Source organism: Oceanobacillus halophilus (assembly GCF_003628505.1).
Classification (GTDB): Bacteria; Bacillota; Bacilli; order Bacillales; family Amphibacillaceae; genus Oceanobacillus; species Oceanobacillus halophilus.
This window is the reverse complement of sequence record NZ_RBZP01000025.1, coordinates 24,605-50,724: the sequence shown is the minus strand read 5'-3', so window position 1 is coordinate 50,724 and position 26,120 is coordinate 24,605. Positions and strand designations below refer to the sequence as shown.

Here is a 26,120-nt window from a genome sequence, read left to right as displayed (position 1 = left end):
AAAAAAGAGAGACTTTTTTGTGAAAAAAACAAAAAAGGACTCTCTTTTTTTATTTTACTTCAACACTTTCTATAAAAGGGATGGTTTTTCAGTGGCCTCGGACAGGTGCCTTGTCCCAGTCCATAAAAGTTTTTGAGCTGATGTGAAATTTTAGGTAATCGAGGAGAGATGTTATTTCTCTAACGGTTTTGAAGAGTTCGTCTCTTTCTGTAAGATAGCGTTGCTTATATGTAAAACAGGGGGGACGAGGAACCTGTCCCCGCGTCCCCCTAATTATCAAACATGCTTAAGTCGATGCCGCCTACTTTTTCGATATCTGATATAAAGGTTAATCCATTGAGTGGTTTTTCCAGTTCTCCAGCTTCTAAGATAACTTCAAATGTTCGATTTGCTTTGTCTTTAGGAACTAAAGTAAGTATAACTTCACGTCTTGGATCAATTCGGACGTTAAATGGTAATATTGGATTGTTATCACTTATGCCTCGACTTAACAGGACAGTGCTTTTTTTTACACCTTCTTTTTCAATGGCGTCCAATACTTTATCGGCCATATCTTGTGCAATAATTGTTACAATTAGTTTGAAATCCTTTGATATACCCATGTTCTCTCACTCCTAAAACGAAGATAGTGGAAGGTTTTTTAGTGGAGCCGCAAACCCCCCAAAGATGTAAGACGCAATTCAAGCAGCGCTTCATCACAATTGTCCCCTCACGTAGAACTTTGGCAAAGACCTTCTTGCTTTCTATGCTAAGCAGAGGATGTACTTATTTCCTTCTCCTTTTTTAATAATTGCTTTAATTCCTTTTTGCTTTTACGCGAAACAAGAATATATAAAATGTCTCCTGGTTCGATTTTTGTATCACCAGATGGTGTTATTAGTTCGTCATTTCTAATCACAGCATTAACTAGAACATCATTTGGAAATTCAATATCAGCTAATGATTCGCCTATTATGGTGGTATCATCGCTTGCTTCGTATTCAATCATTTCTGCATTAGCTTTTCCAAGAGAAACTAATTCCAAAGAATGCATTGGTTCTGTCTTTTTAGGTCCAGTTAAACCTAACTTTTCAGCAAAAATGGATATAGTAGATCCTTGTACAAGAGCAGAAATCAAGACAATAAAGAAGATAACGTTAAAAAATAATTGGCTGTTTTCTAAACCAGCTGCCATGGGAAAAGTAGCTAATACAATGGGGACTGCCCCCTTTAATCCGGCCCATGAGAGGAAGACTTTTTCTTTTGTGTTATATCCAAGTTTAACCGTTGATAGAAAAACAGCTATTGGACGAGCTAGGAATATTAAAATAAAGGAAACTAGTAGACCTTTCCAAATAATATCCCAGGTGAATAGATGTGTGGGGAAAACTAAGAGACCTAAAATCGTAAACATTAAAATTTGTGCTATCCAGGCAAACCCCTCATTGAATCTAAAAATGGAATGACGATAGGTTATTTCGGAGTTACCGATTAAAACCGCAGCTACATAAACAGCTAATAAACCACTTGCATTAATCAGATCTGTAATGCTATAGATTAACAAGGCGAATGCCAATGTAAATACAGGATATAGCCCACTTGAATCTAAGTTAATGTTATTGATGGCTATTGTAGCGATTTTACCTGCGACTAGTCCGAAAACGAGGCCGATAATCATTTGCCAAAAGAATGAGCCGACCAATGTTAGATAGGACGATTGGTCCATGGAGATTAATTGAATAAAAGAAATCATAAGAATCATTGCCATCGGGTCGTTTGATCCAGATTCTGCTTCCAGTGTTGCCTTGATCCTCGGTTTAATATTTTTTCCTTTTAGCACTGCAAAGACTGCTGCAGCATCCGTTGAGCCAACAATGGACCCAAATAATAAGGCTTCAAACCAGGTTACTTCCAGTACAAATTTTGCCCCTATCCCCACAATGAGTGATGTCAAAATAACCCCTATTGTGGCAAGTATAAGAGAAGGAGTGACTACAGGTTTTACTGTGGACCATTTTGTTTGCAGTCCACCATCAAACAAAATAATAACTAAGGCAAACATACCTATTAATCTAGATAAATTATAATCACTAAAGTCAATAAGCTTAAAACCATCACTTCCAAGCAACATCCCTACAAGAATGAAAAGAACTAGTGCTGGAACTCCCAATCTACTGGAAAACTTAGTAGCCAGTACTCCAATAATGAGTAATAGACCCAGAATTAATATGAAGTATTCCATGATGAATCCGCCTTCATTCATGTGTGTCCCCCTTTCTATAAATGAACATCTACTTTTATCAGATGCTTACTTTTTTTATCAATTCCTATATATCTTAGAGTTTCAGATGGAGAAGCATGACCAAAAACAGACTGTATGAGTGAAATAGCAATCCCTTTTCTGTATGCGTGGTAACCAAATGTTTTCCTGATTGTATGGGTGCCGATTTTTCCTTGAATACCTACCTCTCTTCCAGCTTGATTAATAATACGGTAGGCTTGCTGTCGCGTAATTGGTCCATCATATTTTCTAGATTTAAAAAGAAAATCATTCGCAGATAAATTGGAATCTAATAAATATCCTTTTGAAGCATCATGAACTTTGTTGTTTAAGAAGATGGATTGTTCTTTTCGCTTGCCAGCTTCCGTAATAAACAAAAATTCCCTAGCTTCTTTTCCATCCCAAACATCTTTAACCTTCAAATGAAGCAAGTCATTCAGCCGTATCCCCGTATTGATGCCAAACACAAATAACAAGAAATCCCTTTGAGACTTTTGCTTAAGTAACTTTTTTATTTCATTTATCGTCTCCAAGTCTTTTATAGGATCTACAAACTCCAACTCACTCCCCCTCTCTTCTAATGTAACATAACCTTATTATAACATTTGAATATGTAACATTACAAAAAGAATGAAGTGGGACAGAGGGACAGGTTAGGTGTCCCCTGCTTAAGTTTGTCATGGGATGAGTGGTGAGTCGGTTGATAGAAAGAGCGGGTCGGTTGATAGAAAGAGCGGGTCGGTTGATAGAAAGAGCGAGTCGGTTGATAGAAAGAGCGGGTCGGTTGATAGAAAGAGCGGGTCGGTTGATAGAGAGAGCGGGTCGGTTGATAGGGAGAGCGAGGCGGTTGATAGAGAGAGTGGGTCGGTTGATAGGGAGAGCGGGTCGGTTGATAGAGAGAGCGAGTCGGTTGATAGAGAGAGCGAGTCGGTTGATAGAGAGAGCGAGTCGGTTGATAGAAAGATCAAGACAGTCGATAGAAAGACAAATCCGTTTGATAAATAAACGGGGACAAGGAACCTGTCCCCGTGTCCCCCGGTCTTTTGTCTTAATAAATAAAAATTATCGAAAAATTTTGTCTGGAAATACTAGGCGGAAGGTGGTAAAATTTTAATAATTAAAAGAATAGGGGGAATTTGATGAAAAAGATACTCATGTTGTCGATATTTCTGTTTGTTTTGTTATTAGCTGCATGTGGTGGGGATAGTGAGGATGCTTCTGGTGATTCATCTTCGGATAATGGAGATGGTGGAAGTGATGGTTCTGGTTCATTTGAAACGTTAGAGATTACGTTTAGTCACAATCAGCCAATTGAAAGTCCGGAACATGTTGGTGCGGAGAAGTTTAAAGAAGTAGTTGAAGAGAAAACGGATGGAAATGTAACCGTCAGCATTTATCCAGCTTCTCAGCTTGGTAGTTTGCGAGAACAAGTGGAGGGAACGCAAATGGGAGAAATAGATATTACGATGCAGCCGACAGCGGTTGTTACCCCGTTTGTTGATGACATTAAAGCGGTAGATTTACCATATTTATGGCCTGCTGATAAAGAGGAAACCTATGAAGTTCTCGATGGTGAAGTAGGACAGGAGCTACTAGGAACACTTGAAAAAGGCGGATTCCAAGGGCTAGGGTACTGGCCTGGTGGATTCAAGCTTTTCACAACAAGTGGCAAAGAGATTCATAGTCCAGAAGATTTCGCTGGCTTAACGATGCGTGTTATGGAATCCCCTGTATTGATTGAACAATATGAAACATGGGGTGGGACAGCTATCCCAGTACCATATGCGGAAGTTTATAATTCTTTACAGCAAGGAACCGTGGATGGACAAGAGAATCCACTTCAAACTATTTTTCTAAATAACTATCATGAAGTACAGGATAATATTATCGAAAGTTACCATGGAACGATGACATATGTGCTCATGGCTAACCAAGGTTGGTACCAAGGCCTGTCTGATGATTTGAAGGAAGTTATTGCGGAAGCGGAAGAAGCTGGACGTACAGCAGCACGTGAGGACTTGGCGGAAACAGAAAATGATTACCGTCAGCAAATCAAAGACAGTGGTGTGAATTATTATGAATTTACGGAAGAAGAAATCGCTGCATTCCGTGAAGCATCACGTCCGATGCATGAAGAAGTTTATAATACACCGGAACAGTTAGAATTGCTTGAGAAACTTTATCAGGCTATTGATGAAGTGCAGAAATAAGGTGTAAGTGTGGGATACAAGGAATTTGCCAATAGTATAGTGCGAATTCCTTGTTTTTCATCATCCTTATCTGCTGCAGGAATTTACATAGGACTGGATTAAGTGTTGTCGTCAAACTCTATCAACATACCAACTTAAAAATCCAGCTCCACAAAAGGAAGGTGACTCCCTAAATGAAATGGTTATATAAGATAGAAGAAGGTTTTCTGGCCATTAGTATTATTTCAGCGACGGCTGTTTTGTTTATTAATATCATTCTTCGTTATTTTTTTCAGGCGAATACGACATGGGCAGAGGAATTTATTCGTTATGCGATTATATGGATGACGTTTTTAGGAAGCAGTGTTTGTTTTGGCAGGGGTTTGCATGTTGGAATTGATTTCTTTTTGGAATACGTGAATGAGAAATGGCGGAATGTGATTGGGATTTATGTTACCCTCGTTTCGATTGTTCTGATGGTTTTCTTAATTATTTATGGGATGGAACTGGTTGTTTTCAGTATGGGGACAGGGCAAATTACGCCATCCATGCAAATTAAAATGTACTGGATTTATTTAGCAATTCCATTCGGTGCGGCAATTTCCATCGTCCATCTTGTAGATAATTTGATCAAGCATGTTAAACAAGCAAAAACTGATGAAGTTAAGGGGAATAACCTATGATTGTATTATTACTAATCCTAATTATATTCTTTTTATTTAGTAGTGCACCGATATTTGTTTCGCTCACACTTGCCTCTTTCTTAACGCTGATGTTTGCAACAGATATCCAGCCGATGATTCTTATTCAGCGCTTGTTTGGTGGGATTGACCAATTTGCGCTAATGGCTCTGCCGTTTTTTATATTTGCTGCCAATATTATGGAAGTTGGTGGGTTATCGAAGCGGATTCTTCGCTGGACGCGCAGTCTGGTAGGACACTTATCCGGTGGGGTAGCGATTACCACACAGTTAGCGAGTATGTTTTTTGGGGCGTTGTCTGGGTCCAGTCCGGCAACGGTTGTCGCTATCGGTAAATTAATGTCTCCTGAAATGATTCGAGGAAAATATGATAAATCGTTTATTTCAGGGTTGCTGGCATCTGCAGGTTCTGTTTCGCTCGTCATTCCTCCGAGTATTACTCTTATCATCTATGGTTCCGTAACCGGGGTATCTGTTGGTAGTCTGTTTATTGCCGGTATTGGTGCCGGGGTAATTCTTGGTCTTTCATCCATTATATATATCTACTTTTATGCCCGAAAGAATAATTTGCCTCGTGATACAAGAGCGACAGGGAAGGAACTTTGGAATGCGACGATAAGTGCCTCTTGGGCATTGCTCATTCCTGTGATCATTTTAGGTGGTATTTATGGCGGGATTTTCAGTCCAACTGAGGCGTCTGGTGTTTCTGCCGTTTATGCCTTGTTTATTAGCTTCTTTGTTTATAAAGAAATGAATCTGAAATCCTTTTATAAAGTATGTGTGGATTCGGCTGTTCTATCGGCACAGGTGCTTGTATTAGTTGCGGCGGCGCAAGTGTTGGGTTGGATGTTAACGCGGAGTCAGGTACCGCAAACGGTGGCACAGTGGATTTCAACAGCTATTGATTCACCAATTCTGTTCTTATTAGTACTCAATGTAGTGTTACTTGTACTAGGTATGTTTATGGAAGGGGTAGCTGCAATTATCATTGTTGCACCACTTATCTTTAATTCTGCTCTAGGTTTAGGCGTGGATCCGGTTCATTTGGGAATCATCATGATTACCAACTTGGCCATTGGTCTATATACACCGCCATTTGGCTTAAATATATTTGTTACACAGGGCATCACGCAGCAAACGATGAAACAAATGATGCCTGGCCTACTCCGGTTCTTTGCGGTAAATGTGGTGGCATTGCTGCTGATTACGTATATACCAGATTTATCCTTGTTCCTTGTGAATCTAGCAGAATAGTTGTTTTTGTATAAAATCGGAGGGGTATTATGGGAATTCCATTAAATAAACTTCTAAAAGTAGGAGGATTGCGTCATTGCCAGGTCGTTGCTGGGCATTCTGGGTTAGAAAACATGGTCAATAATGTCACGGTGATGGAAGTTCCTGATATCGTGACATGGTTAAAGGGGAATGAATTATTATTAACGAGTCTTTATCCAATTAAAGACGATGTGGAAAAACAGGTGGAATTACTTGATAAATTACAGGAGGTACATACTGTAGCTTTAGCGATAAAGCCTGCTCGTTTTGTGGATGCGATTCCAGAGGAAATGAAAACAAAAGCAGATGAATATGGAATTGTTTTGCTGGAAATACCGGAACAAATCAGTTATTTGGATATATTATCTCCGGCAATGAATGCTATTTTTAATCAAAAAGTCGTCTTACAGGAAGACTTGGAGTATGCAACGAGACTACTAGACGAGATATCCATTGCTAATGGTGGTTTCGACAGATTTATAGAAACCTTGTCGTACTTGGCAAAAAGTAAGGTCTTTTTAGAAAGCTATGTTCCTTACATTCATCTTTCAGAGCAGAAGGAAAGCCTCGAAACCTTGAATGTAGAACAATTAAGGGAATTGGAGGCGGTCCAGCGTCCGATTCGTATGATGAGAAAGGATGCGAGAGGGGATCTGGTTTCCTGTATTGTGGCCCCAATCCTTGTCGAAGGAGACCTGTATGGTTCCGTCACGTGCTGGGATTATCAATCTGGCTTCATGGAAGTGGATTTAGCGATACAAGAGAAAGCAGCATCACTGCTTTCTCTTCAATTTTTACGTAAGAAAATCAAATATGATGTGGAACAGAATTATAAGAGTGAGTTTATTCGGGATTTGCTTTTCAATCAGGAGATGAATCGAAAAGATTTAGTGGAGCGTGCGGAGACATATGGTTTTCGGCGGAACGAGCGCTATTTATGTATTCTGGCCAATAAGAAAGAGGGACTTAGTGAGGATGTTTTTAAGGAGCGAATTTCACAAATTGAAGTGAAGACGAATCAGCTGGAAAAAGGAGCGATAACTGCTGCGATTCGTAATTCGATCCTTTTTATTATTCCGGAAAAAAATAGAAGCATCCAAGGGATAAAAAAAGTTGCTGAAAAGTTATTGATGGAGATAGAAAAAGTTACTCATACGAGGGTTCGTATTGGGATCGGACCGGCATATTTGGGAATCAATGGATTGCGGAGAAGTTTTTCGGAAGCGGAGAAGGCGATTTCGCTTGGTACGGAGTTGTGGGAGGATAAGGCGATTGTTCATTATGATTCCTTGGGTGTTTACCGCTTGATTTCTTTAGTGGACGATCATCAGGAATTAGAGAATTACTATGATGAATCGATGAAAAAGTTAATTGTTTATAGCCGGGAGAATGATTTGAACTTGTTGCGTACGCTGGAGATGTATTTTAAATGCAATGAATCCCTGAAGGAAACGGCGAGTCAATTATATATCCATGTGAATACATTAAAGTACCGGCTTCAGAAAATTAAACAAATTACCGGGTTGAATTTGAATCTTTCTGAAGACAAACTAATGTTGCTTATGGGATTGAAGATTTATCACTATTTTTCCGTTATTATCGATAAAGACAAAAGATAACGATATTTATTGTCTGAAGTAACAACTGAATTTCCTGTAAATTAGAATTATAGATAATAATGGAAATAATCGGGGTGAATGCATGTGAAAATCAGTCGAGTGATGGAAACGTTACAAGTGATTAATCAAATGGGGGAAACCAATCATGGCATAGAAAGACTTGCGTATACGCTGGAGGAACAGCAAGCCAAACAATATATTTTAAAAGAATGCAAGAAATTAGGAATGGAGACGAGTGTGGATGCTGCAGGTAATGTGATCGCCAAGTTGCCAGGTACCGATCCCTACTTGCCAGCAGTTGCTATCGGGTCCCATTTGGATACGGTGTATAGTGGGGGAAGATATGATGGCGCGTTAGGAGTTGTAGCGGGATTAGAGATTGTCAGGACGATGGTTGAAGAAGGGATAGAAACGGCCCATTCGGTTGAACTGATTGCTTTTGCCTGTGAAGAGTCTTCTCGCTTTAATTTTGCGACGCTTGGAAGTAAAGCAATGACTGGAAAAGTGGATCAAGAAACGCTCGAAGAATTACAAGATAAAGATGGGATCTCTTTGAGGAATGCGGTGGTCAATCAAGGATTGGAACTAGACCAGTTTTTGTCTGCTAATCGTAAAAACACTCCATTGAAAGCGTTCTATGAGCTGCATATTGAACAAGGGTTAAAGCTGATAGATGAGAAAAAATCGGTAGGAATTGTTACGGGCGTTGCTGCTCCTCTGCGTTTGGCAATTGAAATCGAAGGCAGAAGTTCTCATTCTGGAACGACTGGGATGACGCAGCGGAAAGATGCCTTGTTGTCAGCTTCAGAACTGTCGCTTGCTGTTGAAAAAGCGGCTCTATTAGAAGAAGACTTTGGAACGGTTGCTACAGTTGGTGTGCTTGAGCTTGCTCCAGGAGCTATGAATGTTGTTCCAGGATATGCTTCATTAAAAGTGGATATCCGAAGCACGAATGTGGAATCACGAAACCGAGTCCTGAATCGAATCAAAGAGCGGGCAGAACTGTTGGAAGAAAAGCGCGGAACGACCATTTCGATGAAAGTCATACAGGAAGATCAGCCAGTCATTATGGATGAAAAAGGGAGAAAAAGCTTAGCGAAGACATGTGAAGATGTGGGTGTTTCTTATCTGTTTATGGCAAGCGGCGCAGGACATGATGCGATGAATATGGCGACGTGCTGGCCATCTGCTTTAATATTTGTCCCTTCTGTTGATGGTCTCAGTCATCACCCAGATGAATTTACCGAGGAAAAGGACATTGAAACAGGTTTAAAAGTATTGGAAGCTGAAGTTCTAAAACAAGCGGTGATTGTCAGCAAGGGGGAAGACCAGCATGCAAGCACAGGAATATAAGGTTTTATCCAATACGCAAGTGAGTGACCGTTATTGGCTTATGGTGGTGGACGCAAGTAATATGACACAAACCGTGCAACCGGGGCAATTTTTCCATATAAAAACCTATGATGGGATCTATCCGCTGTTACGCAGACCGCTCAGTGTGTATAAAATCGATGCAGAGCATGGGCAGATTGAATTTCTATATTTGGTTAAAGGTTTGGGTACGAATAAAATGACCGAGTTGCAGGCAGGGGAAACGATTGATTTGTTTGGTCCACTTGGCAAGGGGTTTGATGTTAATGCTGGGTATGATTCCATTCTTCTGTTAGCACGAGGGGTAGGTGTTGCTACATTATCCGCACTTGCTTATGAAGCAGCAGCATCTGGGAAACAGGTGACAGCGATTCTTAGTGCGCGGAGCAGAAATGATCTACTCGCTGCAGATTATTTGCGTGGCATTGGGGTGGATGTTTACAAGGTGACGGAAGAGGATGGCAATAGTGATGTGGATCAGGTGGAAGAGCTCATTCATGATATTTTAAGTCAGACTCCTGTGGATGCTTTATATACATGCGGGTCCAAGCGGTTGTCACGGCTCATGCAAAAAATTGCAAAACAGGAGAATTTACCCGGGGAGATTGCGCTGGAAGAACATATGGGATGTGGGATGGGTGTATGTTATGCCTGTGTTTGTGAAATTCAAACAGGGGATGAAGTGAAGAATGCCCGTGTCTGTGTGGATGGCCCTGTCTTCCCGTTAGAGCAGGTGGTTATCAAATGATGAAAACAGCAGTGAATATGCGAGTTAATATCGGTGGATTAACGTTGCAAAATCCAATCATGCCAGCGTCTGGAACATTTGGCCCAGAGATGGAGAAGGTTATTGATTTTAATCAATTAGGTGCGCTTGTGCCAAAAAGTATAACGATGAGTCCGCAGCCAGGAAATGCTACACCTCGGGTTTGTGAAACAGCTGGTGGCATGATTAATTCGATTGGTATCCAGAGTATGGGAATCGATTATTACATGAAGCATTATGTCCCTTTTTATGCTAAGTATGACGTACCGCTCATTCCCAGTGTATCAGCCGATTCCGTCGATGAGTTTGCCGAGATTTCAGAGATTGTGACAAGCAGTAAGGACGTACATGGGGTGGAATTAAATATATCCTGTCCGAACTTAAAGGGAAATGGCGAAGCGTTTGGAATGCATGCTGACCTGACGTATGATTTGGTAAAAAAGGTTCGTTCGGTAACAGATAAGCCGGTAATTACCAAACTAACCCCGAATGTGCGAAGTATCCAGGAAATTGCTCTTGCTGCAGAAAGTGCTGGCAGTGATAGCTTAAATGTGGCCAATACACTGCTCGCCATGTCAATTGATGTTCACACAAGGAAACCGAAAATTGCCAATGTCATGGGAGGATATTCGGGACCTTCCACCAAACCAGTGATTATTCGCATGATCTATCAAGTTTCCCAAATGACCACTATTCCCATTATTGGCTGTGGTGGCGTGATGAATGGGGAAGATGCGATTGAAATGATGCTTGCTGGAGCAACTGCCGTACAAGTGGGAACTGCTAGTTTTGTAAATCCGTACGCAATGATTCAGATTATCGAGGAAATTCAAGCATACATGACTCAACATAACATAGCTGATATACGCGACATTATTGGAAAAGTAGACGTTTAAAAGAGGTGGATAAAACATGACATACGATATGCTGATTAAAAATGGAAATCTCGTTACCTCCGAGGAAGTGCGTCCGGGTAACATCTATGTGAAGGACGGAAAAATCGCGGTGGTAACTGATGGCGAACTTCCTGTAGAGGTGAAAGAAACTATTGATGCCAATGGGTTACACGTTTTCCCAGGATTTCTGGATACGCATGTGCATTCCAGAGATCCGGGTGCTACATATAAAGAGGACTTTTTCCATTCAACGCAAGCGGCAGCTGCTGGTGGGGTGACCACAATATTTGAGATGCCTAATACGAATCCGCCGATTAATAACGTGGAAAATTTTGAGAAACAAGTGTCGAATTTAAGCAGCAAGGCATTCGTCGACTACGGCATTTGGGCGATTTGTTTGGGACATTTAAATCTGAAAGAATATCAATCTCTAAAACAAGCTGGAGTCATTGGGTTTAAATTTTTCTGGGGCTATGCGGTACATTCCAAAACCTTCCAGTTAATGTACAACTATAAAAGTGATATGGAAGACGTCATTCCACCATTCACAGATGGTGAAGTTTATGAAATGTTTGAAGAAGTGGCGAAAACCGGGCAAATCTTTGCTATCCATGCGGAAAATAATGATCTCATTCAGCATTTAACGCAAAAGGTGGAAGATCGAAACGGTCATACTTATTTGGATTTATTGGAAGGAAGACCAAATCTAGCAGAAGAATTAACAATTCAATCGGGAATAGCAATGGCGAAGAAAACAGGTGCTCGCCTGCATATTTTGCATGTCAGCACCGCTGAAGGAATTGAACATATCCGACAAGCGCAAAAAGATGGCTATCCAATAACTGCGGAAACCTGTCCGCATTTTCTATTTTTATCGGCCGAGGACTATGATCGGGTTGGTCCGCAAATGAAAGTATATCCACCAGTGAAATTCAAAAAAGACCAGGAAGCATTATGGGAAGCATTGCGTGATGGAACGATTTCCCTTGTGTGTTCCGACCATGCTCCACATACGGAAGAAGAAAAAGATGGCGATTTATGGTCGATTCCTGCAGGCATGTGTGGGGTGGAAACACTGGTTCCGCTGATGTTGAACGCCGTAAACGAAGGGAAAATCACGATAGAGGATGCTGCTCGTCTCTTGTCAGAGGGACCAAGCGAGCTATTTTCGATTCCTAATAAAGGCTCCTTGAAACCTGGTACCGATGCCGATATTACGATTGTCGATATGAACAAAGAATCAGTCATCCAGCGTGAGAAACTCCATAGTAAGAGTAAAGTAACTGCTTTTGACGGTTTTCAGGTGAAGGGAGTGCCTGTTCAAACGATTGTTCGAGGTAACACGGTAATGAAAGATGGGGAAATTTTAGGCAATCCTACTGGAAGCTTAGTAAAACCAGTGGCGGGTGAAAAATGACGATGAAGAAAACAACGTTCGTGGCAACGGGGGATAGTTTTATTAATAGGAGATTATCCAGGGGCGATTTTGATACGAAATTAGCTGGGATTATTAGCAGCGCGGCTTTTCGTTTTACGAATTTGGAAACAACGCTGCACCGCAGTCAAGGTTATCCGTCCGCGCTAAGTGGTGGAACTTGGGCCATGTCCGATCCTTCTGTTTTACAAGACTTATTGCAATATTCATTTAACTGCATGGCCTGGGCAAATAACCATACTCTGGATTATCTGTATGGCGGACTGGAAGCGACGGAGGAAACGTTAGATGCAAATGGCGTGGTCCATGCAGGAGTAGGGGAAAACCTAGCAGCAGCAAGTTCCCCAAAATATCTAGATACAGGTGAGGGACGAGTGGCGCTTATCAGTGCTACATCTACGTTCCATGATTTTTGGCGAGCGGGTGATCAGCGTCCAGATATGATAGGGCGTCCTGGGGTGAACCCGTTGCGAGTGGAAACCACGTACCAGGTTGGCAGGGAGCATATGGAACAATTAAAAGAAATCGCTGCAGCTACGGATATAAATGCAGAAAATGATTTAGCGGTGAAAGAAGGATTTGCTACGAGTGATGGGGTTGACTTCCAGTTCGGGGATTATACGTTTCGAATGGGGAAAGAAGAGAAAATGGTCCGTGAACCTCATAAAGGGGATATGGACCGCATAATCAAAGCGATTCATGAAGGCAACCGTCAGGCGGATCATGTCGTTGTCAGCATCCATTGCCATGAGATTAACAAAGATCGCAAAGATGTCGCACCAGACTTTTTAGAGACGTTTGCCAGGACATGCATTGACGAGGGAGCTCACGCCGTTATTGGGCATGGTCCCCATGTACTACGTGGGATAGAAATTTATAAAAAGCGTCCAATATTTTATAGTTTAGGTAATTTTATTTTCCAAAATGATACGGTTGAAAAACTTCCAAGTGATTTTTATGAAAAATATAATTTGCCCATGACAGCAACAGTCGCGGATGCGCTAGATGCCAGGAGTGCGAATAATACCAAAGGATTAGGAGTAAACCCTGCAGTTTGGGAATCCGTGGTGCCATACTGGGAGATGGAAAATGGATCCCTGACCAAATTAGTATTCTATCCGATTGACCTGGGATTTGATTTGCCACGCTATAAGAAAGGCTGGCCGAAACTCTCCAAACAGCATCAAGTACTGGAAAGTTTGGCAAAATTATCGGAGCCGTATGGGACGAAATTTAGTATAGAAGATGGCGTTGCTACGGTTCGCTTGGATTGAATGTTTGTTTGGGTGTTTACGTTGAGAATACATTTACTGGAAAATCTTGAACATACAGCGAAAAGCTGATATCATTAATTATCTGAATTATTTGAAGGAATTGGGTGATAAGATGGATAAAGTGGAAAAGGTAAAAGTATTCGCTGAGCTATATGAACTCATCAATTATTATTACGAATACCGTGACCAGCCGGTAAAAGGAGATTTTGACTTTTTCGCCGAACTAGAAAAACGCTGCGCAGATCTAGACCTAGACTACGAAACCGTAGTAAAAGAATTTAAATTTAAGAAAAGTTTGTAGTGGGGGACAGGGGGACAGGTTCCGTGTCCCGTGTTGGAAGTGTTTTTAGTTGATATAAGGGAAATTGGTGGTGTAGTTCCTTGCATGTATGTGGGGGGCTGCGCTATTTTTTTGTTTGGATGTTTTGGGGGATTGGGGGGAGCGGTTGATAGAAAGAGCGGGTCGGTTGATAGGGAGAGCGAGATGGTTGATAGAAAGAGCGGGTCGGTTGATAGAGAGAGCGAGACGGTTGATAGAAAGAGCGGGTCGGTTGATAGAAAGAGCGGGTCGGTTGATAGGGAGAGCGAGTCAGTTGATAGAAAGAGCGAGTCGGTTGATAGAAAGAGCGGGTCGGTTGATAGAAAGAGCGGGTCGGTTGATAGAAAGAGCGAGACAGTTCATATAACACGGGGACGAGGAACCTGTCCCCGCGTCCCCCTGCGTGAGCACCCCGCGACCAGAGCCGAGCCCACGCCAACCCCAATCGTACTTTCTACCTATCTTTCATTTCTTTTCCGCTCCGTTTATCTACTAAAACGTTACTAAATACCCTTTAAACTATAGGCAATATTAAATATAATGAAGATTAAATTGGCAAATTGTGCGATATGAAAAGAAGGGACGGTAAAAGGGGGGACAAGGAACCTGTCCCCCTGTCCCGGTTGTGGGGGTGCTGTGTTTGAAGGTTTTGGATGTGGGTAGTTTGCAAAGGGGGATTGAGCAGGCTACTGCGGATATTGATTTATTTTATGAGCAAATCTCGGCTATTCAGCGGGCGGTACGGGATTTTCATGGGTTGGATGATGCGCTCAAAGGAGAGGGCGGAGAAGCCATTCGCGCGTTTTATCTGGAATGCCATCAGCCTTTTTTAATTTTCCTTTATCAATCACTTGTAAATTATCAAAACATATTATCCGGAATGAAGGAAGCGATTCATTCCTATGAATCTGACAGCAGTGGGTTTGTGAGTCAAGAATTTATACAATCTAATGTTACGGAAGGATTACGAAGGATTGAAAATAAGACTTTGGAACTAACGGGAGAGGCGAATAGCATTATTGCCAGTGTGCAGGACCTGGTTTCTGTACGACAAGTCAATGAGTCCGAAGTAATTGGAAATATTCAGCGTGGGAAAGAAAAATCACAAGACACGGTAGAAGAGCTAAATGCGTTGGATCATTATGAAACTTCTTTACTAGAAGAAACCCTGACAGATTTACATACGATGAAAAATTATGTGGCTGATTTGGAATCCAAATTTCAAGATGGGAACTTGTCTGTTGAGAATTTTAATGTGGCAGCCATTCAAGGCATGGATTCCTACGGGTCTTTAATTGATGGAATATATCATAGCAACCATAATAACGGTGTGACGTTGAGTGAAACATCTATTGAAACGATGCCATTGTATGCGATAGAAAAAGCGAAAAATCAATCGATTGAGGAATTAAGCGATGAATCGCAGGTCATCTTAAACCATGCCTATCAAGATTTGGTAAATGGCAATATTGATCGAAGTGACTACTATACCATTTTTTCTAGCCTGGAAAAAATGAATGGAAATGTAACGGCGGAGGAACTGGAAGAAGACGTACCGGAAGGATTTATGGATTATTTGAAAGATAATAATGAGAAGATTGGCCGAGATCTGGGAGTTAATTTGTTTAGTGCAACACTAGAGCAAGTCGGAGTAGGAACCATGAAATTAGGTGGAATGATTAATGTTCTTACTGGAACTCCTGGGCCATCTGGTGCGAATTCGTTTGTTATGGTTAATCAACGCACGTCAAGGATATCCAATGCGTTTATTGAAAATGGTAAAACAGTTAATACAGCTGGAAAAGTATTAGGCCGCGGATTTATGGCAGCTGGTTTTGGAATTGGAATGTATCAGGATATAGCGCAGAAAGATAAGACTGTTGGAGAAGCTGTGTCTCATAATACGGCAGCGCTAGGAGTTGGTATTGGTGGGAATGCAGTAGGTATGGCTGGAACAGCATTACTATTGGGTTCTAATCCAGCTGGTTGGGCTGTGCTTGGTGGTATTGCTGTAGGTACCACTTTTACAGTCGGATTTAATTATATGTATGATAATAATATTTTAGGACTACAAGATGGTTTAGACTATGTCGGACAAAAACTAGATGAGTTTGGAAACAATGTCAAGGAAACAGCTAGTGATTTGGTAGAATCTGCAGGCGAGGCTATTCAAAGTGGATTGGATGCCATTAATCCAATGAATTGGAGTTGGGGATAATTTTGGAAGATTGCAAGATTCAATTTATCAATAAAAAAATGAGATATAAACTGCTTACGTTAAACAATGAAAGCTATATCCTGGATGTGGACCGCTCCCCTTGGTACGCGCTTTTTCCTTTTGCATGCTGGATCGTTCCACATACGGTTTATCAGGTAGACGACAGACAAACATTGGAACAAATAAACACACCAAAAGTAAAACAAACAAAAACCGGTTACTATAGTCTGTTAGGCGCTGGGATTTCTGTGTTTCTAGCAAATCTATTACGGCCTGTTATGGACTATTTAAATATTTCATCTTCTGCAACGACCAATATGTTGATAGTATTGTTTTTTATCTGCATTGTTTTGTTCTTTCGGTATTATATTAGTGGAATAAACCGTAAAAATTTATATAAAATAGTGAATCTGGAAGAATTGAAGACTAGAAGGTTACAGATTAGACCGAATTCCCTTAAGAATTTCACTGGCTTTATCTTATATTATCTCTTTGTTTTAGGTTTTCTCGTATTATCAATCGTTGGATTTATAGAATTAGGTAACATGGTGATATTACTAGGTGTAATGATGTGTACTCTATTTTTATCGATAGGAAATAGTGCAACCATGATGGAGGGAACTAGTAAGGCGAAGTTTAAGTGATGAGTGGGGGAGTATCCCTATTCATTAATGTGTGATGCGATGGAGACGTGGCGGTGGCGGGACAAGGAACCTGTCCCCGTGTCCCACTTTTTTACAGAAATGGGGATGTGTGATGGAATGTGAAATTCAAGGTGCTTATAAAAATCTAAGATATAGAATTCTTAAGCTAAATAGAAATACATATATCCTTGACATGGGTAAGTCCTTTTTCAAAATCTTATTTCCCTTTACCTTTTGGACTTTTCCAAATACCGTTTACAAAATAAATGATGAAAAGATAGTAGAACAATTAAAGGCGCCTATAGTAAAACAGACAAATACAGGTTATTTTAGTGTGCTGGGAGCGGGACTTTCCATTCTTATAGCAAATTTAATATCTCCTTTAATAAGCTACTTTGATATTCAGACATCAACCAGTACAAATATTTTTATTCTTGTATTTTCTTTGATTTTAGCCATTCTGCTACGTTTTTATATCAGTCATATCAATCAAAAAAACTTGAAAAATGTTGTGGAGTTAGAACAATTAGAAGAAGTTGAATTATGGATTAGACCAAAATCTATCAAATATTTATTTCAGTATTTATTCTTTTATTTGTTTTTTTTAGCGTTCATTATATTTGGTATAGCAGCATTTATCGAGCATGGAAATGTCATTATATTATCACTCACTCTATTTTTCTTGTTTTTCTTATTCATAGGAAGTGGATTAACCATTAGTGTGGGAAAAACCAAAGTTAAATAGTTGGACGGTTGAGAAAATAGAAGTTTAAGTAAGATGATTAATCACAAACTAAATTCTAGGAGTGGAAAAGTTTATGCTACCAATTGGATCGATTGTATATTTAAAAGAAGGAACGAGTAAACTTATGATTTTAAACCGAGGTCCTATTCTCGAAGCGGATGGGGAGAAAAAGATGTTTGATTATTCCGGATGTTTCTATCCCCAGGGATTAGTACCTGATAATGTCTTCTACTTCAATCATGAAAATATTGATGAAGTGGTTTTCGAAGGATTCAAAGACTCAGAAGAAGCCCGATTCCAAAAATTATTCCAAGACTGGAAAGAAGAAAACAAAGAAACCTTCACCAAAGGAATCGTGAAGGGGACAGAGGGACAGGTTCCTCGTCCCAATTAACTAGAAGTGTGAATGAAGATTTTGTTTCTTCTTAAAGAATGTGAATGAAGCACGTTTCGTGTGTTTGGTAGAATGAGAGACTTATAAAAAAAGTGCAGCCCCCTAAGGGTAAATTTTAGGGCGCTGCGCTTTTTTTGTTGTTGTGAAAGTTTTATGGATACAGAGCGCTGTGTGGGACGAGGAACCTGTCCCCGTGTCCCTGGTAATTTATCTATAATATACCAGTTGTATTTTCCGGTAAAAAAGCTATGATTATATAGGTAGTTAGTCCTGTTTTTGTTTTAAATAATAACCTAACAGGGGAATGATAAGATGTCATTATTAACAAAAGTTTTAGTTCCAGTTACATTAGCGTCTGGATTAGTTATGTCAGGAGTTATTTGGTCTGGGACCCAAGATGTAAATGCAACGAAAGATGTCATAGATGAATTTGTGTTAAATATTGATAATTTGATAAATGAAAAGAAAACATTGCAAATAGAATTAGATCGATTACAAAGCGAAAAATCAGCTTTAGATGTTTTATATGATGAGTTATTTGGAACTAACGAAGGCAATGAGAATGAAATAATTACGCTAAATCAACAGATTTCAGATTTAAATACAAAAATCGATTTGCTAGAAGGACAAATCGCACAAAAGAATACAGAAATAACGGACCTTGAGCAACAAGTTGCAGACTTGCAAGTGACTATTGGTGAAAAAGATGATTATATTAGTCACTTAGAAGATGATTTGACAGAAGCAAATAATGAAGTAAAAGCACTTCGTGAATATGCAGAGCAGCAATTAGCAGAATCAGAGATTAAAATTGAAAATGCTACTACTGAAAAAACAGTAGAAGAATAGGACCAAGTTACAGATCCTTTCTTTAGACTGCATCCTTGATAGAAATAGTTTTAAATGACAGCCTCCCGTACGAAAATGTGGGAGGCTGTCATTTTTATAGAAAGATTTAGTGGATTCTGAACGCAGGTTGGGACGAGGAACCTGTCCCCGCGTCCCGAAAAAAATACCAAAATTAATTTTTGGTCGAGTGAGATTCTCAGAAAACGAATTTCTCCCATATCAAAAGTAAAAATCGTTAGCTTTATATATCACGTTTTTTCCTTTTAGCATTTTGACATTCTAATAGTATTCCATTAACTTGTACCTTAATAGGGGAATCCTTCCGAAGCGCTTGTCTGAGTCTAAGATAAAATGTGCTTATCATCAAAATCTTGAGGTGATTGTGTATGTCGAGAAAACCTAGGAGGAAAAGTCGCAGTGGGATTTATCATATTATGCTAAGAGGAATTAATAGGCAAACGATTTTCGAGGATGATGTGGATAAGAGAAGGTTTTTAGAAACACTCTTAAAATATAAACCTGTGTGCAATTACCAAATTTATAGTTATTGTCTGATGGATAATCATGTGCACTTGTTAATGAAGGAGACCGATGAAAGTATATCCGTAGCTATTAAGAGAATCAGTTCAAGTTATGTCTATTGGTATAACCAGAAATATGAACGCACCGGACATTTATTTCAAGAAAGGTTTAAAGCGGAAGTGGTGGAAAATCCTATTTCCTTTTTGACTGTTCTACGTTACATCCATCAAAATCCCATGAAAGCTGGGTTGGCAAAGAGTGTATTTGAAAGCAAGTGGACCAGTTTCTATGAGTATATCCATCAAGCAAATATAGTAGATATTGATTTTGCACTGCAATTATTTTCTACAGACAGACGGAAAGCGATTAAGTTATATGCAGAACATGCGCAACAGACTAATGATGATCAATGTTTAGAGGATACAGTCATCTTAAGAAGGTCGGATAGAGAAGTGATGGAATATTTATATGAACTAGGAATTCCAAACAAGAATACATTGCAACAGTTGGACAAACGAGAAAGAAATAAGATTTTAATCAGGCTCACAGCACTGGAAGGTGTATCACTAAGACAAATAGCACGAATAACCGGAGTATCAAAGAGCGTCATCCACCGAGTGGGACGGAGGGACAGGTTCCTTGTCCCGAAATAAGAGATGGGGACAAGGAACCTGTCCCCGTGTCCCCCTACCTGTTTCCTAAATACCGCAGTACAAAGAATTGAATGATAATCCCTGCGATTAACAGGACATATCCACTGCCGATAAAGGAGTAGGTTAAGTATAGTACTGCAGCAATACTGGCTGGTACGAGTGCGTATGGTGCTTGTGTATTGACGTGGGCTATGTGATCGGAACCGGAAAATATCGATGCCATGACTGTAGTGTCAGAGATTGGTGAGACATGGTCACCGAAAATGGCTCCTGCAAAAATAGCTCCCACAATGATAGGGATAAGTTCTTCTCCGCCGAATGTATAAGCTAATGGTATCGCGATTGGTGTAAGGATGGACATGGTTCCCCATGATGTTCCTGTTGCAAAGGAAATAAACATTCCGATAATAAATACAAGGAATGGGAGCAGTGCTGCGGTCATCCAACCTTGTGTTGCATTCACAACGAATTCTGCCGTTCCAAGTTCTGAGGTGACCGTACCAATGGACCATGCCAAAATAATGATGATCAATGCCGGCAGCATGGTACGAACTCCTCCAAGCAACGTTTCTTCACATTCCCGTAGTTTCATCCCTTGAATGAGTGCCATAATTAAACCGGTCAACGTCATGGCGAATGCTCCCCAAGTTAAGGCAATAGACACATCGGTATCAGCAAGTGCGTCCATCATGGATTTCCCTTCGGCTCCTCCTCCTGTATACCATAGTCCCCATAAGCTAACGGAGATCAGGGTTACGAGTGGCAAGAAAAAGTTCCAAACATTCCCTTCTTTCTTATGTGGCTCACCAAGGTCATCTTCCACAGAGGAAAGAGGGACAGATCCATCTGGGATAAGCTTACCGGTTGTTTGCGCACGTTTTTCCGCTTTAGCCATTGGTCCGAAATCTTTTCCAAGAATAATCATTGGAACAGCAAAAAGACATAAAATTGCGTAAAAGTTCCATGGAATGGATTGTAGGAAAGTAAAGTATGGTTCCAGTCCGATAATGCCGATACTGGCAAATGATGCTGCGATTAGAGATACCTGAAATCCAATCCAGTCAGATACTGGACCAATTGTAGCAATAGGTGCGGAAGTGGAATCGATAATGTAGGATAGTTTTTCCCTAGAAACTTTGTGTTTTGCGGTGATGTCCTTGGAAGCGTTTCCAACTATAACCGAGTTTACATAGTCATTAAAAAAGATGATAAGTCCCAAGAAATATGGTAACAATTGCACCCTTTTCTTGGTGTTCAGTTTTTTCTCTAATGCGCGGATTAATCCTTGCGCTCCACCTGTCTTAAACATGAAAGCAGCACCAGTCCCGAGCAATGCCGTCATAACGAGGAAACGAGCATTCCAAGGGTCAATCATCACATCTTTCATCCATGTAAAGGTTACACCAACAGCTTCAAACGGATTCCCACCAGCAGCAATCATCCCCCCAACCCAAATACTAATAAATAAAGACAACAGCACACGTTTCGTTAAAATTGCCAATACCACAGCTACAATCGGTGGAATAACAGATAAAAATTCCATGCTTGTACCTCCTTATTAATTTTTGTATAGGATAGGTAAGTAAGATGATAGATTAGACGCAACCACGAACAGACAAATACGAAACGACTATATAGCAATAATTAGATAGTTAGATTCATAGTAAGTCTATGCATAGGTGTTATAGATTATGATGGGGACAGAGGGACAGGTTCCTTGTCCCAGGGTAGAATGGTGGGGAGCGGGGACGAGGAACCTGTCCCCATGTCCCCCTACAGTATTGCTCAATATTTCACATTTTATACACCTAATCTAGTAGTCATAATGGTATACTGAATTTGGAAGTGATCATCAATTTTTCAAAATGACAGAGGAGATGTTATTAGAATGCCTAAAACTTTGTTTAAAGCAACAGCACATTTACAAGAAGATGGAATGCAAGTAAAGGCGAATAGCAGAGGATTTGAAATTACGATTGATGAACCGAAAAACCTTGGAGGTACTGACATGGGGATGAATCCAGTGGAACTGGTACTATCCGCACTCGGTGCTTGTCAGGCGATTGTCGCACGTTGTTATGCAAATCAATTTGATATTAAGTTTGATGATTTTTGGGTAGAGATAGAGGGTGACCTTGATACAGATGGATTTATGAATAAATCTGACGTACGGCGCGGATATAGTGAAATTCGTTACGATATTCACATGAAGACAGATGCGCCAAAGGAAAAAGTCGATGAATTTGTTTCCTTTATTGAAAGAACATGTCCAGTAGAAGATACCATCGCAAACCCAGTAAATGTAAAAAGAAATGACATTATTATAGAAAAAATTGAAGAGCAGTTTGTTTGATAGATTTGATTCTGGAGGAAAGGGCAGGAGACTTTGCTAAATTAGGTACTGTGCTTAAGAGAAAAAAATTGTTGTTGAAAGATGGCATGACGAGTAGATTATTCTACTTGTTATGCTATTTGTTTTTTTACGGGAAGCGGGTGGGACGCGGGGACAGGTTCCTCGTCCCCCGGGGACAAGGAACCTGTCCCTCCGTCCCATTTTAATGGTATAATGTTAATAGAAATTGTTACAAGGGGAGAAGACAGAATCTTATGAGTATGGTTAGACAAGATTACCATTTATCTGAGCGGTTTGAGGTAGCTTTTAATCAAATACATGATTCATTGAGGTCCATAATAAAAATAAAAGATGATCGATTTAAAGTTCTCCTTAATATCGGTGCGAGGAAGCATAAGATGATTGGGAAATTTTACAATGAATTGACACAATATGCTAAACTGCGAAACTCGCTCGTTCATGATAAACGGGAATTGGGGTATTATATTGCGGAGCCACACATTGATGTAGTGGAACGTATTGAAAAGATTTCTAGTGTGTTTAACAAGCCAAATTATGCTCTTAGCATTGCAACCAGAAATGTTGTTACTTTGGACTGTGAGGATAGTATGTTGGATGTCATTCAGGAAATTAGAAAACATGGCTATTCTCAATATCCTATTTATCAAAATAAGCATTGTGTTGGACTGCTGAAAACTGTTGATATCGTCAGTTGGATGTCCAAGAATGTGATCAATACAATGGTTGATTTGACGGATATTAAGGTAAGAGATATTATCTCAGATGTGAAAGAGCATCCAATCGAATATGTACCAAAATCCATTGATATCTTTTCCGTGGAAGATCTTTACGAGAATAAACATAAGGATAAGGTGAAACTAGAAGCTGTTATTATTACAGGAAATGGAAAAAACAATGAGAAACCCTTAGGCTTAGTGACAGCCTGGGACCTGATTGAAATTGACTATACTGCAGATTAGGGGGACGGGGGGACAGGTTCCTCGTCCCCCTGGGACAAGGAACCTGTCCCCCCGTCCCATAGGAGGTTATGTTTACGATGAAAATTGCTTTTATTTCGGATGTTCATGGAAATGCTGTTGCGCTAGAATCGGTTCTTGAGGATGTGGAGAGGAAGAACGTGGATAAGGTTGTCGTTCTTGGTGATCTTTGTTTTCGGGGGCCGGAACCTAAACGTTCTCTTAATTTAGTCCAATCATTACATACAGATGTTGTCAAAGGGAATGCCGATGAATGGGTTGTTCGAGGAATTCAGGAAGGCGAAGTGCCAGATCCTGCTCTTAAGACCATGCGTGAGGAAAGGGAATGGACGTATGAAAAATTAACGGAAACAGATATTGATTATTTACGAAATCTCCCTTCATCAATAACCACTAACTTAACAAATGATATAAACATACAAGCATTTCACGCAACGCCTAACAGTCTTTTTGATGTAGTTCAGCCAAGCGTATCGGATGAAGAACTAGCAACCAAATTAATGACAGATGAAACAGCGGATATTTTTCTGTATGGGCATATTCATTTACCATATGTGCGTTACATAAAAGGAAAATGTGTAGCAAATCTAGGCAGTGTCGGATTGCCTTTTGATGGACTGAATTATGCGTCTTACTTAATTGCAGAAGGGGACAAGCAGCAATTTAATGTAGGTATTCAGAGGGTTCCGTATGATGTGGATCGAGTAGTAAAGCAACTAAAAGATGTTGGGTATCCTAATTTGGAGTTTCTGACAGGGGTTATAAAAAGAGGAATGCTTTAAGGGGACAGTGGGGACAGGTTCCTTGTCCCCACCTGGGACAAGGAACCTGTCCCTCCGTCCCTATCCCTCCGTCCCTATCCCTCCGTCCCTATCCCTCCGTCCCTATCCCTCCGTCCCTATCCCTCCGTCCCTATCCCTCCGTCCCTAAGCAGATTTTCTAGTCCAGATCCATAGGAGGAATCCGGTTAATAGTAGGATGAGGCCGATTCCTATAAATGTAAACATGTTTGTGGCGGTGTCTGGTAATTTTTCGCCAAACTGACTAATATTTTTGCTAGTTGATGATTTATCTGTTTTGTCTTCGGTTTCTTTTGATTTAGTTTTGGAATCAGACTTAGAATCAGATTCAGAATCTGATTTTGCATCGGTTTTTTCATCGTTGGTAGTTGTTTTTTTGTCGCTTTCAGCGGATGCCTTCGTTTCTGGGTCACCACTGCCTTCTATTTCAAAGATTCCAAAGGTACTAAAGTGGTAGACTTCGACAACTATTTTTCCTGTTTCTCTGTCTATATGAAGTATTTGTTTTTTGCTATCTGTTATCTTTCCATTGGCATCGATTTGCCGAAGAACCAAGTCATCCCAACTCTTTACTTGATCAGGGTCGACCGTAAATGTTATTTCAAATGGATATGGAAAGTCTTTTTCATATTCTTCTAAGTTGAGAAGCAGATTGAAATGAAACACCTTGCTTAAAGCATCTGGATAACCATTTGTATAATCGATCATTTCTAACTGGGTTAACTGCCCATTGGCAATTTCCTTTAAAGCGTTAATCGGTATCGACAAGAGGACTCCATCTTTTCTTAACATTATATATCGATCATTATCAAGCACTTTTAATACATCTGAAAATAGAATCAGTCCGGATGCGTTGTTTATGTGGATGTTCCCATTTTTATCGGTTAGTCCATCAATTACCCCAGGATCCCAAATGGTATAAACATCATCGACGACGGAAGGATCATCCGTATCAGTGTCCTTTTCAGAAGAGTCATTTGGCTCTTCCGTTATTTCCGATAAGACAAATGCACCTAAGTAAGATACGACCGCATTTACTTCTCCAGTCTGCTTATTAAATGTTAGATTTTGACTCGGATAATTCACCCATTCTTCATCCATATCCAGATAACGAAGCACGATGTTATCCCAATTTTCCACATCATTTGGGTTGATCTGGAACGTAATGGTAATTGGTCCGCTGCTCTGGTCCAGGTATTTCCCGTTTGTTTTATCTAAGATATCAAACAAATAAAGAGGAGTGAGTGAATTCTCCATAAAATCGCTGCTAAATACCCTTAAATAAAATTGAATATCATGACCGTTCACCAGAAAACCTTCCATACCGTTCAAATGAACCGTAAATTGTGCATTAGATTGATGGAATACTAGATTACTACTCATATCACGTGAGAGTAATAGATTAGCAGGAAATAGTGCAGTATGCATATTATTGACAACAATATTCCCGTTATTTATGTAAGGTTCGATATTTCCTTCGTTAAATGAATAGTCATAATAAACATCTCCGGTTACGGATTCTTCTCCGTCGGATATGACCGCACTATCAACGTCTTCTGGTACACTATCCTCTTCCGGCTCGGTACCATCCTCGTCTTTTTCCTCTTCAGGTCCAGGTCCATATACATCCTCTCTTACAGAATCAGGACCGTACACCTCTTCCCGAACAGGGTCATCATAGACATCTTCTCGCACACTTTCTTCATCTGATCCTTCAGCAACGGTCATGAAAATGCCAAAGGGAGCGATAATTAGCAGAAAGGCTGTTAACCCACTAATAAATGAATAATTGAAATCCTTCATGGTGCATTCATCTCCTTTTGTGTTTGGAACTGTGACG

26 protein-coding genes are annotated in these 26,120 nt (G+C 40.2%); 21 read left to right on the top strand and 5 right to left on the bottom strand.

All coding sequences use genetic code 11. The annotated features are described in order from the left end of the window. Window positions 1-269: 269 nt before the first annotated feature. The 3 genes from D8M06_RS18085 to D8M06_RS18075 all read right to left on the bottom strand — a co-directional run bounded on the left by D8M06_RS18085 (window position 270) and on the right by D8M06_RS18075 (window position 2,820). The gene (locus tag D8M06_RS18085) at window positions 270-602 is read right to left on the bottom strand and encodes a P-II family nitrogen regulator (RefSeq protein ID WP_121205991.1); all 333 of its coding nucleotides are present in this window, start codon (window positions 600-602) and stop codon (window positions 270-272) included. 146 nt (window positions 603-748) lie between these two features. Next, window positions 749-2,242, bottom strand: coding sequence for a potassium/proton antiporter (locus D8M06_RS18080; protein ID WP_241558990.1), 1,494 nt, complete (start codon window positions 2,240-2,242; stop codon window positions 749-751). A 14-nt stretch (window positions 2,243-2,256) separates the two neighbouring features. Next, window positions 2,257-2,820 (bottom strand): tyrosine-type recombinase/integrase, encoded by a 564-nt coding sequence (locus D8M06_RS18075; RefSeq protein ID WP_121205990.1) that lies wholly within the window; start codon window positions 2,818-2,820, stop codon window positions 2,257-2,259. Window positions 2,821-2,960: 140 nt separating this feature from the next. Here D8M06_RS18075 and D8M06_RS18070 point away from each other — a divergent pair, with 140 nt between their 5' ends. From D8M06_RS18070 to D8M06_RS17985, 18 genes are all read left to right on the top strand, one after another. Then, window positions 2,961-3,374 (top strand): hypothetical protein, encoded by a 414-nt coding sequence (locus D8M06_RS18070; RefSeq protein ID WP_147404994.1) that lies wholly within the window; start codon window positions 2,961-2,963, stop codon window positions 3,372-3,374. A 25-nt stretch (window positions 3,375-3,399) separates the two neighbouring features. After that, a complete protein-coding gene (locus D8M06_RS18065) occupies window positions 3,400-4,470 on the top strand; it encodes a TRAP transporter substrate-binding protein (RefSeq protein WP_121205988.1) in 1,071 nt (356 codons plus the stop codon). A 173-nt stretch (window positions 4,471-4,643) separates the two neighbouring features. Next, the gene (locus D8M06_RS18060) at window positions 4,644-5,132 is read left to right on the top strand and encodes a TRAP transporter small permease (RefSeq protein WP_121205987.1); all 489 of its coding nucleotides are present in this window, start codon (window positions 4,644-4,646) and stop codon (window positions 5,130-5,132) included. Then, a complete protein-coding gene (locus D8M06_RS18055; RefSeq protein ID WP_121205986.1) occupies window positions 5,129-6,403 on the top strand; it encodes a TRAP transporter large permease in 1,275 nt (424 codons plus the stop codon). Before D8M06_RS18060 ends, D8M06_RS18055 begins: the two co-directional genes overlap by 4 nt. Before the next feature lie 29 nt (window positions 6,404-6,432). Then, window positions 6,433-8,043, top strand: a complete 1,611-nt coding sequence (locus D8M06_RS18050; RefSeq protein ID WP_121205985.1) for a PucR family transcriptional regulator — start codon at window positions 6,433-6,435, stop codon at window positions 8,041-8,043. Window positions 8,044-8,127: 84 nt separating this feature from the next. Further along, window positions 8,128-9,396: a M20 family metallo-hydrolase gene (locus tag D8M06_RS18045; protein ID WP_241558989.1), complete on the top strand. Its 1,269-nt coding sequence runs from the start codon at window positions 8,128-8,130 to the stop codon at window positions 9,394-9,396. Beyond that, on the top strand, window positions 9,377-10,162 hold the full coding sequence (locus tag D8M06_RS18040) for a dihydroorotate dehydrogenase electron transfer subunit (RefSeq protein ID WP_121205983.1): 786 nt from the start codon (window positions 9,377-9,379) through the stop codon (window positions 10,160-10,162). Before D8M06_RS18045 ends, D8M06_RS18040 begins: the two co-directional genes overlap by 20 nt. Then, window positions 10,159-11,076 carry a dihydroorotate dehydrogenase gene (locus D8M06_RS18035; protein ID WP_121205982.1) on the top strand — a complete coding sequence of 306 codons (918 nt, stop codon included), beginning with the start codon at window positions 10,159-10,161 and terminating at the stop codon, window positions 11,074-11,076. Before D8M06_RS18040 ends, D8M06_RS18035 begins: the two co-directional genes overlap by 4 nt. A gap of 16 nt (window positions 11,077-11,092) precedes the next feature. Then, the gene (gene allB, locus D8M06_RS18030; RefSeq protein WP_121205981.1) at window positions 11,093-12,493 is read left to right on the top strand and encodes an allantoinase AllB; all 1,401 of its coding nucleotides are present in this window, start codon (window positions 11,093-11,095) and stop codon (window positions 12,491-12,493) included. A 2-nt stretch (window positions 12,494-12,495) separates the two neighbouring features. Beyond that, a complete protein-coding gene (locus tag D8M06_RS18025; RefSeq protein WP_338323005.1) occupies window positions 12,496-13,785 on the top strand; it encodes a CapA family protein in 1,290 nt (429 codons plus the stop codon). A 112-nt stretch (window positions 13,786-13,897) separates the two neighbouring features. Next, window positions 13,898-14,086 carry a hypothetical protein gene (locus D8M06_RS18020; RefSeq protein ID WP_158591827.1) on the top strand — a complete coding sequence of 63 codons (189 nt, stop codon included), beginning with the start codon at window positions 13,898-13,900 and terminating at the stop codon, window positions 14,084-14,086. Between the two features lie 145 nt (window positions 14,087-14,231). After that, window positions 14,232-14,471 (top strand): hypothetical protein, encoded by a 240-nt coding sequence (locus tag D8M06_RS19760; protein ID WP_147404993.1) that lies wholly within the window; start codon window positions 14,232-14,234, stop codon window positions 14,469-14,471. A gap of 273 nt (window positions 14,472-14,744) precedes the next feature. Continuing rightward, window positions 14,745-16,322 (top strand): ribonuclease YeeF family protein, encoded by a 1,578-nt coding sequence (locus D8M06_RS18010; protein ID WP_158591826.1) that lies wholly within the window; start codon window positions 14,745-14,747, stop codon window positions 16,320-16,322. Between the two features lie 2 nt (window positions 16,323-16,324). After that, window positions 16,325-16,966: a DUF443 family protein gene (locus D8M06_RS18005; RefSeq protein ID WP_121205976.1), complete on the top strand. Its 642-nt coding sequence runs from the start codon at window positions 16,325-16,327 to the stop codon at window positions 16,964-16,966. Window positions 16,967-17,078: 112 nt separating this feature from the next. Next, complete coding sequence (locus tag D8M06_RS18000; protein ID WP_158591825.1) at window positions 17,079-17,711, top strand: DUF443 family protein; 633 nt, start codon at window positions 17,079-17,081, stop codon at window positions 17,709-17,711. 73 nt (window positions 17,712-17,784) lie between these two features. Next, on the top strand, window positions 17,785-18,105 hold the full coding sequence (locus D8M06_RS17995) for a DUF4176 domain-containing protein (RefSeq protein ID WP_121205974.1): 321 nt from the start codon (window positions 17,785-17,787) through the stop codon (window positions 18,103-18,105). A 312-nt stretch (window positions 18,106-18,417) separates the two neighbouring features. Next, a complete protein-coding gene (locus D8M06_RS17990) occupies window positions 18,418-18,954 on the top strand; it encodes a coiled-coil domain-containing protein (RefSeq protein WP_121205973.1) in 537 nt (178 codons plus the stop codon). A gap of 386 nt (window positions 18,955-19,340) precedes the next feature. Continuing rightward, window positions 19,341-20,129, top strand: coding sequence for a transposase (locus D8M06_RS17985; protein ID WP_121205972.1), 789 nt, complete (start codon window positions 19,341-19,343; stop codon window positions 20,127-20,129). A gap of 34 nt (window positions 20,130-20,163) precedes the next feature. Here D8M06_RS17985 and D8M06_RS17980 read toward each other — a convergent pair whose 3' ends face one another. Further along, the gene (locus D8M06_RS17980) at window positions 20,164-21,672 is read right to left on the bottom strand and encodes a Na+/H+ antiporter NhaC family protein (protein ID WP_121205971.1); all 1,509 of its coding nucleotides are present in this window, start codon (window positions 21,670-21,672) and stop codon (window positions 20,164-20,166) included. A gap of 345 nt (window positions 21,673-22,017) precedes the next feature. Here D8M06_RS17980 and D8M06_RS17975 point away from each other — a divergent pair, with 345 nt between their 5' ends. The 3 genes from D8M06_RS17975 to D8M06_RS17965 all read left to right on the top strand — a co-directional run bounded on the left by D8M06_RS17975 (window position 22,018) and on the right by D8M06_RS17965 (window position 24,262). After that, window positions 22,018-22,482 (top strand): OsmC family protein, encoded by a 465-nt coding sequence (locus D8M06_RS17975; RefSeq protein ID WP_121205970.1) that lies wholly within the window; start codon window positions 22,018-22,020, stop codon window positions 22,480-22,482. A gap of 254 nt (window positions 22,483-22,736) precedes the next feature. Continuing rightward, entirely contained in the window at window positions 22,737-23,462 is a 726-nt protein-coding gene (locus tag D8M06_RS17970; RefSeq protein ID WP_241558988.1) for a CBS domain-containing protein, read from the top strand. A 77-nt stretch (window positions 23,463-23,539) separates the two neighbouring features. Continuing rightward, the gene (locus D8M06_RS17965) at window positions 23,540-24,262 is read left to right on the top strand and encodes a metallophosphoesterase family protein (RefSeq protein WP_121205969.1); all 723 of its coding nucleotides are present in this window, start codon (window positions 23,540-23,542) and stop codon (window positions 24,260-24,262) included. Window positions 24,263-24,406: 144 nt separating this feature from the next. On the opposite strand, the gene D8M06_RS17960 is transcribed toward D8M06_RS17965, so the two are convergent. Continuing rightward, the gene (locus D8M06_RS17960) at window positions 24,407-26,083 is read right to left on the bottom strand and encodes a hypothetical protein (RefSeq protein WP_121205968.1); all 1,677 of its coding nucleotides are present in this window, start codon (window positions 26,081-26,083) and stop codon (window positions 24,407-24,409) included. Window positions 26,084-26,120 lie beyond the last annotated feature (37 nt).

Bases quoted from the DNA above. Each gene is read 5' to 3' on its own strand.
- D8M06_RS18085 (WP_121205991.1), bottom strand. From the start codon at position 602: ATGGGTATATCAAAGGATTTCAAACTAATTGTAACAATTATTGCACAA.
- D8M06_RS18080 (WP_241558990.1), bottom strand. From the start codon at position 2,242: ATGAATGAAGGCGGATTCATCATGGAATACTTCATATTAATTCTGGGT.
- D8M06_RS18065 (WP_121205988.1), top strand. From the start codon at position 3,400: ATGAAAAAGATACTCATGTTGTCGATATTTCTGTTTGTTTTGTTATTA.
- D8M06_RS18060 (WP_121205987.1), top strand. From the start codon at position 4,644: ATGAAATGGTTATATAAGATAGAAGAAGGTTTTCTGGCCATTAGTATT.
- D8M06_RS18055 (WP_121205986.1), top strand. From the start codon at position 5,129: ATGATTGTATTATTACTAATCCTAATTATATTCTTTTTATTTAGTAGT.
- D8M06_RS18050 (WP_121205985.1), top strand. From the start codon at position 6,433: ATGGGAATTCCATTAAATAAACTTCTAAAAGTAGGAGGATTGCGTCAT.
- D8M06_RS18040 (WP_121205983.1), top strand. From the start codon at position 9,377: ATGCAAGCACAGGAATATAAGGTTTTATCCAATACGCAAGTGAGTGAC.
- D8M06_RS18035 (WP_121205982.1), top strand. From the start codon at position 10,159: ATGATGAAAACAGCAGTGAATATGCGAGTTAATATCGGTGGATTAACG.
- allB (WP_121205981.1), top strand. From the start codon at position 11,093: ATGACATACGATATGCTGATTAAAAATGGAAATCTCGTTACCTCCGAG.
- D8M06_RS18025 (WP_338323005.1), top strand. From the start codon at position 12,496: ATGAAGAAAACAACGTTCGTGGCAACGGGGGATAGTTTTATTAATAGG.
- D8M06_RS18020 (WP_158591827.1), top strand. From the start codon at position 13,898: ATGGATAAAGTGGAAAAGGTAAAAGTATTCGCTGAGCTATATGAACTC.
- D8M06_RS18000 (WP_158591825.1), top strand. From the start codon at position 17,079: ATGGAATGTGAAATTCAAGGTGCTTATAAAAATCTAAGATATAGAATT.
- D8M06_RS17995 (WP_121205974.1), top strand. From the start codon at position 17,785: ATGCTACCAATTGGATCGATTGTATATTTAAAAGAAGGAACGAGTAAA.
- D8M06_RS17990 (WP_121205973.1), top strand. From the start codon at position 18,418: ATGTCATTATTAACAAAAGTTTTAGTTCCAGTTACATTAGCGTCTGGA.
- D8M06_RS17985 (WP_121205972.1), top strand. From the start codon at position 19,341: ATGTCGAGAAAACCTAGGAGGAAAAGTCGCAGTGGGATTTATCATATT.
- D8M06_RS17980 (WP_121205971.1), bottom strand. From the start codon at position 21,672: ATGGAATTTTTATCTGTTATTCCACCGATTGTAGCTGTGGTATTGGCA.
- D8M06_RS17975 (WP_121205970.1), top strand. From the start codon at position 22,018: ATGCCTAAAACTTTGTTTAAAGCAACAGCACATTTACAAGAAGATGGA.
- D8M06_RS17970 (WP_241558988.1), top strand. From the start codon at position 22,737: ATGAGTATGGTTAGACAAGATTACCATTTATCTGAGCGGTTTGAGGTA.
- D8M06_RS17965 (WP_121205969.1), top strand. From the start codon at position 23,540: ATGAAAATTGCTTTTATTTCGGATGTTCATGGAAATGCTGTTGCGCTA.
- D8M06_RS17960 (WP_121205968.1), bottom strand. From the start codon at position 26,083: ATGAAGGATTTCAATTATTCATTTATTAGTGGGTTAACAGCCTTTCTG.